Origin of the sequence: Tianweitania populi, assembly GCF_014652875.1 — a bacterium.
Classification (GTDB): Bacteria; Pseudomonadota; Alphaproteobacteria; order Rhizobiales; family Rhizobiaceae; genus Tianweitania; species Tianweitania populi.
On the sequence record NZ_BMZQ01000002.1, the window covers coordinates 758,484 to 770,511 of the forward strand.

Genomic DNA, 12,028 nt, shown 5'->3' on the forward strand with positions numbered 1-12,028 from the left:
AGCGGGTTCGGCTTCAAGTAATGAAGCACGGCCCGCTATGCCATAGCGGCATCCACACACCCATCATTTTTTATCAATTGATGATCGGCTCAGCTCAGGCCGAGCCTGCTTCCGTCAAGACAAAGCCCGGCGCTTTGCGGCACCGGGCTTCGTTTCACGTGAGTCGTGCAGAAGCTCGCGATCAGGCGGTCTTCTTCTTGTCGTCTTCGTCGATCTCTTCGAAGTCGGCATCCACCACGTCTTCACCAGCCTTGCGGGCATCAGCCTGAGCGTCCGCTTCCGCGGCTTCAGACTGGCTGGCCTCGTACATGGCCTGGCCGAGCTTCATCGACACTTCAGCCAGAGCATTGCTCTTGGCCTTGATGTCTTCGGCATCGTCGCCTTCAACAGCGGTCTTCAGCGCGGCGATAGCATCGGCGATTGCGGTGCGATCGGCTTCCGAAACCTTATCGCCATACTCGGCCAGCGACTTCTCGGACGAGTGAATCAGACCTTCAGCCTGGTTCTTGGCTTCAACCGCAGCACGACGCTTCTTGTCGGCATCGGCATTGGCCTCGGCGTCCTTCACCATTTTCTCGATATCGGCATCCGACAAACCGCCGGAAGCCTGGATGCGGATCTGGTGCTCCTTGCCGGTGCCCTTATCCTTGGCCGACACGTTGACGATGCCGTTGGCGTCGATGTCGAAGGTCACTTCGATCTGCGGCACGCCGCGCGGTGCCGGCGGAATGCCGACGAGATCGAACTGGCCCAGCGCCTTGTTGTCGGCAGCCATTTCACGCTCGCCCTGGAACACCCGGATCGTCACGGCGCCCTGGTTGTCCTCGGCGGTCGAGAAGACCTGGCTCTTCTTGGTCGGGATCGTGGTGTTGCGATCGATCAGGCGGGTGAACACGCCACCCAGCGTTTCAATGCCGAGCGACAGCGGGGTCACGTCGAGCAGCAGCACGTCCTTGACGTCGCCCTGAAGAACGCCAGCCTGGATGGCGGCGCCGAGTGCGACGACCTCATCCGGATTCACGCCCTTATGCGGCTCCTTGCCGAAGAACTGCTTCACGATCTCCTGGATCTTGGGCATGCGGGTCATGCCGCCGACCAGAACCACTTCGTCGATCTCGCCAGCCTTGAGCGACGCATCCTTGAGGGCGGCCTTGCAGGGCTCGATCGTGCGCTGAACGAGATCGTCCACCAGTTGCTCGAACTTCGAGCGGGTGAGCTTCATCGTCAGATGCTTCGGGCCGGAAGCATCCGCGGTGATGAAGGGCAGGTTGATCTCGGTCTGCTGAGCCGAAGACAGCTCGATCTTGGCCTTTTCAGCGGCCTCCTTGAGGCGCTGAAGAGCGAGCTTGTCGTTCTTCAGGTCGATGCCCTGTTCCTTCTTGAACTCGGCAGCGAGGTATTCGACCAGACGCAGGTCGAAATCTTCACCGCCAAGGAAGGTGTCGCCGTTGGTCGACTTCACTTCGAACACGCCGTCGCCGATTTCCAGCACGGAGATATCGAAGGTGCCGCCGCCAAGATCGTAAACGGCGATGGTCTTGCCGTCCTTTTTGTCCAGGCCATAGGCAAGAGCAGCTGCGGTCGGCTCGTTGATAATGCGCAGGACTTCAAGACCGGCGATCTTGCCGGCATCCTTGGTTGCCTGACGCTGCGCGTCGTTGAAGTAGGCGGGAACGGTGATAACGGCCTTCTCGACCTTTTCGCCGAGATAAGATTCAGCCGTTTCCTTCATCTTCTGAAGGATCATGGCCGAGATCTGAGCCGGCGACTGCTTGTTGCCGCGCGTCTCGACCCAGGCATCGCCATTGTCGCCCTTGGCGATCGTGTAGGGAACGAGGCCCTGGTCCTTCTTGGTCACCGGATCATCGAAGCGGCGGCCGATCAGGCGCTTCACTGCGAAGATGGTGTTTTCCGGATTGGTGACGCCCTGACGCTTGGCCGGCTGGCCAACGAGGCGCTCGTCGGAATCGGTGAAAGCGACGATAGACGGCGTGGTGCGCGCGCCTTCCGCATTCTCGATGACCTTCGCATCCTTGCCGTCCATGACGGCGACGCAGGAATTGGTCGTTCCCAGATCGATACCAATGACTTTAGCCATGTTGTCTCTCCATTTAGCGAACAGCGATGGGACCCGGAAACGGCGTTCCCTTTGCTGCCCCTGTCACACGAAATTCCCCGGTCAGGGTTCGATCACGAACCCGTCACCGTGGCGTTGCGGCGTATATAAGAAGGGCAGTTTTTGCGCGCAAGTCGAGTGTGCGCCGCGATTGTATCTTTATGACACGATCAAACGCAGGCGCGCCGACCTCGTCAGCTGACGGCGTAGCGCAGATGGACGACGCCGTTGTCGAGCTGCTCGCAGGCTTTGAGCGACAGCTGCACCTTGCCAGCGAGGCCATCCGCGCCGGCATCGATGAAGGCTTGGCGCTCCGGGTTGCCATCCACGGCCGGTGCAATCAGCAGGCTGATTTCGTCAACCAGACCAGCTGCAAGGAACGATCCGTTAATGCCGGCACCGCCTTCCAACAGCAGGTGCTTGATGCCGAGTTCGCGGTTCAGCACTCCGAGCGCTTCGGCCAAGTCGATGTCGGACTGTTCGGCAACGATATAGGAGACGCCGTCGCTGGCGAGTTCGGCCAGATGGGTGTCGGGCACATCGGCGCCGAGGAGAACCACGACATGGTCGCCGCCGACATCCGGCTTGTCGAAATGGAGCTTACCGGAGCGATCGAGTGCGATGGCGTAGGTGTCGGCTTCGCGTTTGGCGAAGTGGAACGGACGCTCGACCTGACCGGCTTCAGCGGGCAGGTGGGCCTGCGCCTTGCTCATTTCGGCCATGGTGACACGGCCGACGATCCAGGCATCGCCGTTCAGTTGATCGTGGATCGTCTCGTAGGCACCGGTCCAATCGCTACGCTCCCCGTCCGGGCTTTCCGTCCAGCGGCTGGGGTGAAGGCGTCCGTCGATGGAGGACACCATTAGGCAGGTCACATGCGGCTTCATACGCGGGTTCCTTGCTGTTGTCGTGGGATGCGGCTCAGGCGGACCTGCCGAGATAATCGTCGTCCGCGACCTTGTGCAGCCAAGACACGGAAGCGCCGTCCTTGACCTCGGCGATCGCGATATGGGTCATCGCGCAATCGGGTGAAGCGCCATGCCAATGCACCTCATCGGGCGCAAAAAACACGATGTCACCGGGGCGGATCTCTTCGACCGGACCGCCTTCTCGTTGAGCGCGGCCGAGACCTGAGACAACCAGAAGTGTTTGGCCGAGGGGATGGGTGTGCCAGGCGGTGCGCGCGCCGGGTTCGAATGTCACGGTTGCGCTGTTTAATCCGCCGCTGCCGGTGAAGGGTGCGTCGAGACGCACCCTTCCCGTGAAATACTCCTCCGGGCCCTTCTTCGAAGGCACGATTCCGCTGCGCTTGATCTCCACGGTTAAATCCTTTCCCGGCTGCGAGCCAATAAGCTCTTCAGCCGGGGAGATAGGATCAACCGTCGCGGAAACCAGTTTTCAGCCGCGCAGCACGCCGCCGGTCTGCTTGCTGACATTGGCGACGATCTTGGCGGCGAGCGCCTCGAAGTCCTCTTCGGTGAGCGTCTTGTCGGTCGGCTGGATCGCCACTTCGATCGCCACCGACTTCTTGCCATCCCCGAGCGAGGCGCCTTCGAAGATGTCGAAGACGGACACGCCAGTGATCAGCTTCTTGTCCGCGCCGAGTGCTGCCTTGGTGAGCGAACCGGCTTCCACCGTGCGATCCACCACGAAGGCGAAATCGCGTTTTACGGCCTGGAAGTTGGACAGTTCCAGCTTCGGCTTGGTGCGGGTCGGCTTCTGCTTTGCTTCCGGGATCGCGTCCACGAAGATCTCAAAGCCGGCAAGCGGGCCTGAAGCGTCGAGGAGATCGAGCGTGTCGGGGTGGAACTCGCCGAAGGTGCCGAGCACGGTCTTCGGGCCGAGCTTGATCGTGCCTGAGCGGCCCGGATGATACCATGAGGGACCGCCAGCCTCGACCTGCAGCTTGTCGACCGGTGCCCCGCAGGCTTCGAGGGCCGCGAACGCATCGGCCTTGGCGTCGAACACGCCGACGGACTTGGCAGTACCGGACCAATGACGGCCGGCGCCTTCCAGCGTCGCGGTGCCGCGGCGGATGCCGGCTGCCACGCGGCGCTGCTTGTCCGGCGTGTTGCCTTCATAGGTGCCGGACACCTCGAACAAAGCCACATCACCGATGCCACGATCGGCATTGCGCTGCGCGGCGGCAATCAGGCCGGGCAACAACGACGGGCGCATGTCAGACATATCGGCAGCAATCGGATTGGCGAGCTTCAGGCCGATCTCGCCGCCGCCGAATGCCTTGGCCTGCGCTTCCGGAATGAAGGACCAGGTGATCGCTTCCATCATGCCACGCACGGCCAGCGCACGACGGGCGTTGCGGGTGCGGATCTGCAGCGTGGTGAGGATGCGGCCGTTCACGGCATCCAGGCTCGCCAGCGGGGTGGAGGCGATCTTGTCGACGCCCACCATGCGCATGACTTCTTCCACGAGGTCGGCCTTGCCGTCCACATCCGGGCGCCAGGAGGGCACGGTGACATCGACGACATAGCCGGCGCCGTTGATGCCGAAGCCCAGGCGCTGGAGGATTTCGAGGCTCTGCTCGCCCGGCACATCAAGGCCGGTCAGCCGCTTCACTTCCGTGACCGGGAAGGTGATGAGCTTGGGCGTATAACCGGCATAACCGACGACACGGCTTTCCGTCGGCTGGCCGCCGCAGAGATCAAGCACGAGTTCGGTGGCGCGCTCAAGACCCGGCACCATATATTCGGGATCCACGCCGCGCTCGAAGCGATAGCGCGCATCGGTGATGATTCCCAACGAGCGGCCGGTGCGGGCGATGTTCAGCGGCTCCCACAGCGCAGACTCAATCAGCACGTCGGTGGTGTTTTCATCGCAGCCAGAATGCTCGCCGCCCATGACGCCGGCGATAGATTCGACGCCGTTTTCATCCCCGATGACGCAGATTTCCGGGTTCAGCTTGTAATCGCGCCCGTCCAGCGCCAGCACGGTCTCGCCTTCTGCCGCGCGGCGCACGGTAAGGTTGCCCTTCACCTTGGCGGCGTCGAAGACGTGCAGCGGGCGGCCCTGATCGAAGGTCATGTAGTTGGTGATGTCGACCAGCGCATTGATGGGGCGCAGGCCGATGCTGAGTAGACGCTGCTGCATCCACTTGGGCGACGGGCCGTTCTTGACGCCACGCACCAGCCTCAGCGCGAAGCCGGGGCAAAGCGACGGCGTATCAGCGAAATCAAGGCTGACATCGACCGGGCACTCGCCCGAGGCTTCGAAGGCAGGTGAGGCCGGCACCTTGAGCGTGCCGAGGCCGGATGCCGCAAGATCCCTGGCAATGCCGTAAACGCCGGTGGCGTCGGGATGGTTGGGCGTCAGGTTGATGTCGATGACGGGATCGTCGAGGTGGGCCCAGCTCGCATAAGACTGACCGACCGGCGCGTCCTCCGGCAGTTCGATGATGCCGTTATGCTCGTCGGAGAGTTCCAACTCGCGCTCCGAGCACATCATGCCGCGGCTTTCGACACCGCGAATGTTGCCGACCGACAGGGTCACGTCGATGCCGGGCACATAGGTGCCGGGCGCGGCGAAAGCACCAACGAGGCCGGCACGGGCATTGGGCGCACCGCAAACCACCTGGATCGGAGCGCCCTGCCCGACGTCCACAGAGAGGACCTGCAGCTTGTCGGCATCGGGATGACGCTCAGCGGTCAAAACCCTGGCGATCGTAAACGGGCGCAGGCCAGCCTTGTCATCGACGGATTCGACTTCAAGACCGATGGCGGTCAGCCGCTCGACGATCTGTTCGAGCGAGGCGTCGGTTTCCAGATGGTCTTTCAGCCAGGATAAAGTGAGCTTCATTCAATCAATCCTCGTCCCGCATCTTCGCCCATTTCAGGCCGGCATCGCCGGAGCTGGCTCCGACCCAGGCGCGCGATTTTGGCGCGGCGTCCACCAGAAACTCGACCGCATCATCGCCGTCGCCGGAGGCTTTGCGGTAGCCGACGATCTTGCCCTGCCGATAGGAGGGCTGGGCCTTGGAAACATGCAGAGCGAGATAAGCGCCCGCCGTCAGGCTCTGGTCGACATTGGCTTCCGGAACGGTCCATGATCCCGTCCAGAACCGGCCGTCGCCGAGATCGATGACGCCGTAATCCCTCTCGCCCACAAAGTGGTAGCCACTGACCACCATGTTGGTGCGCGACGGGCTCGTGCCTGCGCCGATGCGCGCAGTCGAGCGCGCGGATGCGCGGGTCGTGCTGGTGCTTCTGCTGGCACCGATCGCCGGCTTGCGCTCGGCAAGATCAAGATCGCACATCGCGATGAGATCGTCGGCACGCAGACGCACGGCATTCTCGCGGATGATCTCGACCTTCTTCTTGTCGAGCGCCGCCAGGGCTTCAGGCGTGAATTTGTGTTTAACCGGAGTAGCCAAGATAATTCCTTAAGAGCTCAAGCCGCCGAACAAGGTCGGCATGTCGAGCGGGCGGAAGCCGTAGTGCTGGAGCCAGCGGACGTCGGCGTCGAAGAAGGCACGCAGATCCGGCATGCCGTATTTCAGCATGGCGATGCGGTCGATGCCCATGCCCCAGGCAAAGCCCTGATACTCGTCTGGATCGAGACCACCGGCACGCAGGACGTTTGGGTGAACCATGCCGCAACCCAGGATCTCCATCCAGTCATTGCCTTCGCCGAAGCGCACTTCGCCCGGACGCGAGCGGTCGCACTGGATGTCGACTTCCATCGACGGCTCGGTGAAGGGGAAGAAGCTGGGGCGGAAGCGCATGGTGACCGAGGGCACTTCGAAGAAGGCCTTGCAGAACTCTTCAAGCACCCATTTAAGGTTGCCAATATTGGCGGATTTGTCGACCACCAGACCTTCGACCTGATGGAACATCGGCGAATGGGTGGCGTCGGAATCCTGGCGATAGGTCTTGCCGGGAATGACGATGCGGATCGGCGGCTTCTGCATTTCCATCGTGCGGATCTGCACCGGCGAAGTGTGGGTGCGCAGCAGCTTGCGCTCGCCGTTTTCATCCGGCTGGAAAAAGAAGGTGTCGTGCATTTCGCGTGCCGGATGACCTTCGGGGAAATTCAGCGCCGTGAAGTTGTAGTAGTCGCTTTCGACATCCGGCCCTTCGGCAATCGAGAAGCCGAGATCGCCGAAAATCGCGGCAATCTCGTCAATCACCTGGCTGATCGGATGGATGCGACCGCGTTCGGCCGGCGACTGGCGCACAGGCAGGGTCACATCGAGCTTTTCCGATGCGAGACGGGCCGCAACGGCAACCTGGCGCAGTTCGGCCTTGCGGGCGGCGAGCGCTTCGGTGACCCGGTTCTTCAAGCCGTTGATGGCAGGTCCCTGAACCTGACGCTCTTCGGCCGACATCTTGCCGAGCGTTTTCAGCAGTTCCGAGATCGAGCCCTTCTTGCCGAGTGCTGCGACCCGGACATTTTCCAGCGCGGCTTCGTCGGATGCCGCTGCGATGTCGGCGACGACGCCGCTTTCGAGAGTTTCCAGATCGTTGCTCATCTCAGGCTCATGCTGCGACGGTGGTTGTCGCGTTTCGACATAAGAAAAACCCGCGCCAGCCCTGCCAGCGCGGGTTTCCCAAATCAGAATAGAATGTGCTTGGGAAGCGCTAGCAGTTAAGCAACAGCGCGTTCAAAAGCACCCGGCGTGGTGTCCTTGAGGTATTCCAGCGCAACCTTGGCCTTTTCGACCAGAGCAGCGAAGGCCACCGGCTCATGGATCGCCATGTCCGACAGGATCTTGCGATCGATCTCGATGCCAGCCTTGTTCAGACCGTCGATGAAACGGCCATAGGTCAGGCCATGCTCGCGGGTGGCGGCATTGATACGCTGAACCCACAGGGCGCGGAAGTTGCGCTTGCGATTCTTGCGATCGCGGTAAGCATATTGCAGCGACTTTTCGACTGCCTGCTTGGCGATGCGGATGGTGTTCTTGCGACGGCCATAGAAGCCCTTGGCGGCGTCCAGAACCTTCTTGTGCTTGGCGTGGGACGTTACGCCCCGTTTGACACGTGCCATGTCATGATCTCCTTAAAACGCGCTGTTTTTTGTTCGCCTCGGTCCTAATCCGAAAAGTCTGCAACTTTTCGGGGCCGAGCCTGCCGACGACTTAGAGGCCGTTCGGGAGGAAATTCGTGATGACCTTCTTGGCATCCGGTTCAGCAAGAACCATCGTGCCGCGGGCATCGCGAATGAACTTGTTGGAGCGCTTGATCATGCCGTGGCGCTTGCCAGCAGCAGCTGCCAGCACCTTGCCGGTGCCAGTGATCTTGAACCGCTTCTTTGCAGCGGACTTGGTCTTCATCTTGGGCATTTTGCTTTATACTCCGTTCTTATTGCGCCAATCGGCGCTCTTATCGGTTCGAGCCTTGGTTGAAGACCGGTGGCTCAAACAGCATTGAGAGCCGCCACGGCATGCCCTGCCGGACGGCTCCTTTAACGGGGCGCTCTGTAACAGCAAGAACGCCTGAGCGCAAGCACCGCGCTTAATCAGGGGACCCGGAAAAGAACCGGGATCCACCCGCTGGCCTGCGCGATTTCGATGAATTCGAAGAACGGGATGGATGCGAAGAAAACCAGGCCGTCGATCAGGGTGTTGTTGAGGATCTTCGGCCGAAACGTCACAGTTTCCTGATCGCGATAGATCAGGGGATTGGGAAAAAAGCGCGGCACGCGCGCCAGGTAGTCGGTATACGGCGCACCCAGAACGCAGGTGAGATAACGCTCCTCGCGCCTGGCAACGACATGGAAGGATACCGCGCAGATCACGCCGCAAGCCAAGGCCACCAGAAGGCTGCCGGTTTGCGCCCCGACACCGAGGGCAGCTATGCTCGAGAAGAAATAGAGCGGATTGCGGGTGACCGAATAGGGTCCGGTTTCAACAACCGACTTCGATTTATGGCCATCGATATAGAGGATCGACCACAAACGCCCGGCGATGCCAACCAGCATCAGGGCCAGGCCATAGGCCTCGATCTGCTCATGCCAGATTTCCGGCTGGCTCGATGCGCTGAACACCAGCAGCAAACAGATCAGCAGGATCATGCAGCCCAGAACCATACGGCGCGCCGACTGATAGCGCGCCATGGACTGGGAATTTTCATTGCTCATGATGAAGACGTCCGGACCAGCGGTTGAACCGCTGATCCGCCGCTTCAATCATGGCTATCTCGGGGCGAGAACCATCATCATCTGACGGCCTTCGAGCTTCGGCTCGGCCTCGACCTTGGCGATGGTCTCCGTTTCCGCCTTGACGCGGTTCAGGAGGGCCATGCCGAGTTCCATATGCGCCATTTCGCGACCGCGGAAGCGCAGGGTCAGCTTGACCTTGTCGCCTTCCTCGAAGAAGCGGTGAACGGCGCGCATCTTCACGTCATAATCATGCGTGTCGATGTTGGGACGCATCTTGATCTCCTTGATCTCGATGGTCTTCTGATTCTTGCGCGCTTCGGCAGCCTTCTTCTGGCTGGCATATTTCAGCTTGCCGAGATCGAGGATCTTGCAGACCGGCGGCTCGGCATTGGGGGAAATTTCCACGAGATCAAGCCCAGCCTGCTCGGCGATCTCAAGCGCTTCCTGAATAGAGACGTTGCCGCGATTGGCGCCCGTGTCGTCGATCAGCTGGACACGCGGAACCCGGATATCCCGGTTGGACCGTGGGCCGTCCTTGGTTGCCGGCGCGGCTTTGAATGGTCTGCGAATGGTCGTACTCTCCTGACTATTGAACGGACAGATGGATATCGGCTTGCCGCCATACCAGACACGCGGCACAACACGATGTGGGGGAATGTCGTTCACCCGCACGATGTGTCAATAGCATGCCAGCGGGCGAAAATCACCTGCTGCGATCAGAAACCTGTTTTTCAGCCGTCCAGCCGAACAAGCAGTTCAATGAAGGATTGATGGATGGGCGAAACGGGAGAGATGGCGGCAGCCACCGGTGAGGTCGCGGGCAGGCTCGATGTGGGTGATGTAAGCATCGCCTATCGTCACGCCAAGGGCGCCGCGCCGGGCTTGATGTGGCTGGGCGGCTATCGCTCCGACATGACCGGCACGAAGGCAGAGGTTCTTGCGGCTTACGCGGCCGAACAGGGGCTGCAATTTACAAGGCACGATTATTCCGGTCATGGCGCTTCCGGTGGAGCGTTCGCTGATGGCACGATTTCGCTGTGGCTCGAACAGTCACTGGCCGTGATGGATCAGATCACCGAAGGTCCGCAGATCCTGGTCGGCTCCTCCATGGGCGGCTGGATCGCGCTGCGCATGGTGCAGGAAATGAACAAGCGCGGCGACAAAGGCCGCATCGCCGGCTTGCTGCTGATTGCGCCGGCGCCCGATTTCACGGCTGAACTGATGCAGCCGCTTTTGACCAAGAAACAGAAGCAGCAAATCGAAACGCTCGGCTATCTGGAAGAGGTATCGCAATATTCCGACCAGCCCAACATCTATACGCGCGCGCTGTTCGAGGACGGCGAGCGGAACCGCGTGCTGACCGGGCTGATCGACACGCATTGCCCGGTGACGATCCTGCAAGGGATGGCGGATCCCGATGTGCCGCACAGCCACGCGCTGAAGCTCGTCGAGCATCTGCCGGCCGACAATGTCACGTTGTCGCTGATCCCCGATGGCGATCACCGTTTGTCGCGGCCGCAGGATCTCGATCTCATCACCCGCAGCGTTTCCAGCCTGGTTGAACAGGTTCGGTAGGGAAAACCGCATGCGCCTGTCGATTCCGGTTTCGGGCTTTGTTGCGGCGATCGTCGGCTTCGGCGGTACGCTGGCACTGGTGATCGCGGCAGCGCAGGCCGTGGGCGCGAACCAGGCGCAGATGGCGAGTGCGGTCACGGCGCTCTGCCTGGCGATGGCGCTTGAAACCGCGGTTCTGTCCTGGCGCTTTCGCATGCCGATCGTGACGGCCTGGTCGACACCGGGTGCGGCGCTGATTGCCGCCAGCACCGGCTTTACGATCAACGAGGCGGTGGGCGCCTTTCTGCTCACCGCGCTGCTTCTGATCGCGACCGGCCTGTTCAAGCCGCTGACGAGGCTGATCGCGCGCATTCCGGCTTCCATTGCATCCGGCATGCTGGCCGGCATCGTGGTTGGTCTGGTGACACGCGCCTTTGCGGCCATTCCAACGGACCCGGTCTTTATTCTCGGTTTGATCGCCGTGTTTTTCCTGGTGCGCTTGTGGAACCCGGCGATGTCCGTGCTGGCGATCCTGGTTGGCGGCAGTCTGCTCGCCTTTTTTACCGGACGCGTCGGCGTTTTGCCCACGCCTGAACTTTCGACCCTGACGCTGATTGCGCCTGCATTCTCATGGCAGGCGGCGATCGGCATTTCCTTGCCGCTTTATCTCGTGACCATGGCCTCGCAGAACCTGTCCGGTGTCGCAGTCTTGCGCGCGGCCGGCTACGAGCCCCCAGCCGGCCCGGCTATCGCCGCCACCGGTCTGATGTCGCTGCTGACGGCACCATTCGGCGCGCTGACGACCTGCCTTGCCGCCATCTCGGCTGCGATCTGCACAGGAGCCGATGTTCATCCCGATCCGGCCGAGCGCTGGAAGACCGGTCTGTTCTACGCACTGTCTTATCTGGTCTTCGCGATCTTTGGTGCGTCTCTGGTGGCGCTGTTTGCCGTGCTGCCGACGAGCTTCATTGCGCTTGTCGCCGGCCTGGCGCTGCTTGCTTCGCTGGCCAACGCGCTGACCATCGCGATGCGCGAGGAAGGGCATCGCACCGCTGCCATCACCGCGTTTGCCGTGACGGCTTCCGGGCTCGTTCTGGGCGGGATTGGGGCGGCGTTCTGGGGGCTCCTTGCCGGGCTGATCGTGCACGGGCTCGAAACTTGGAAAAGTACATGGAAGATCTGATACTTATTAGGTTTTCAACAAAGCTGTCTTGTATTGCCTGAAATGCTCTCCCATCTGTT

Annotated in this window: 12 protein-coding genes; 2 read left to right on the forward strand and 10 right to left on the reverse strand. The window is 61.3% G+C overall.

The features are described from left to right. Positions 1–181: 181 nt before the first annotated feature. The 10 genes from dnaK to infC form a co-directional block, all read right to left on the reverse strand. Positions 182–2,098 carry a molecular chaperone DnaK gene (dnaK, locus tag IE166_RS12920; RefSeq protein ID WP_189504454.1) on the reverse strand — a complete coding sequence of 639 codons (1,917 nt, stop codon included), beginning with the start codon at positions 2,096–2,098 and terminating at the stop codon, positions 182–184. Positions 2,099–2,310: 212 nt separating this feature from the next. Continuing rightward, positions 2,311–3,003, reverse strand: coding sequence for a RibD family protein (locus tag IE166_RS12925; protein ID WP_189504456.1), 693 nt, complete (start codon positions 3,001–3,003; stop codon positions 2,311–2,313). A gap of 34 nt (positions 3,004–3,037) precedes the next feature. Continuing rightward, the gene (locus IE166_RS12930; RefSeq protein WP_189504458.1) at positions 3,038–3,436 is read right to left on the reverse strand and encodes a (R)-mandelonitrile lyase; all 399 of its coding nucleotides are present in this window, start codon (positions 3,434–3,436) and stop codon (positions 3,038–3,040) included. A gap of 78 nt (positions 3,437–3,514) precedes the next feature. Beyond that, entirely contained in the window at positions 3,515–5,929 is a 2,415-nt protein-coding gene (gene pheT / locus IE166_RS12935; RefSeq protein WP_189504460.1) for a phenylalanine--tRNA ligase subunit beta, read from the reverse strand. A gap of 4 nt (positions 5,930–5,933) precedes the next feature. Continuing rightward, on the reverse strand, positions 5,934–6,503 hold the full coding sequence (locus IE166_RS12940; RefSeq protein ID WP_189504462.1) for a hypothetical protein: 570 nt from the start codon (positions 6,501–6,503) through the stop codon (positions 5,934–5,936). A 9-nt stretch (positions 6,504–6,512) separates the two neighbouring features. Then, a complete protein-coding gene (gene pheS / locus IE166_RS12945) occupies positions 6,513–7,601 on the reverse strand; it encodes a phenylalanine--tRNA ligase subunit alpha (protein ID WP_189504464.1) in 1,089 nt (362 codons plus the stop codon). A 116-nt stretch (positions 7,602–7,717) separates the two neighbouring features. Further along, entirely contained in the window at positions 7,718–8,119 is a 402-nt protein-coding gene (gene rplT / locus IE166_RS12950; RefSeq protein ID WP_189504466.1) for a 50S ribosomal protein L20, read from the reverse strand. Between the two features lie 91 nt (positions 8,120–8,210). Further along, positions 8,211–8,414, reverse strand: coding sequence for a 50S ribosomal protein L35 (gene rpmI, locus IE166_RS12955; protein WP_189504468.1), 204 nt, complete (start codon positions 8,412–8,414; stop codon positions 8,211–8,213). A gap of 176 nt (positions 8,415–8,590) precedes the next feature. Beyond that, positions 8,591–9,211, reverse strand: a complete 621-nt coding sequence (locus tag IE166_RS12960) for a methyltransferase family protein (RefSeq protein WP_189504470.1) — start codon at positions 9,209–9,211, stop codon at positions 8,591–8,593. A 54-nt stretch (positions 9,212–9,265) separates the two neighbouring features. Then, on the reverse strand, positions 9,266–9,802 hold the full coding sequence (gene infC / locus IE166_RS12965) for a translation initiation factor IF-3 (RefSeq protein WP_189505934.1): 537 nt from the start codon (positions 9,800–9,802) through the stop codon (positions 9,266–9,268). 204 nt (positions 9,803–10,006) lie between these two features. Here infC and IE166_RS12970 point away from each other — a divergent pair, with 204 nt between their 5' ends. Next, entirely contained in the window at positions 10,007–10,807 is an 801-nt protein-coding gene (locus IE166_RS12970) for an alpha/beta hydrolase (RefSeq protein WP_244641459.1), read from the forward strand. 10 nt (positions 10,808–10,817) lie between these two features. Next, positions 10,818–11,969 (forward strand): benzoate/H(+) symporter BenE family transporter, encoded by a 1,152-nt coding sequence (locus IE166_RS12975; RefSeq protein ID WP_189504472.1) that lies wholly within the window; start codon positions 10,818–10,820, stop codon positions 11,967–11,969. The last annotated feature ends 59 nt before the right edge of the window (positions 11,970–12,028 follow it).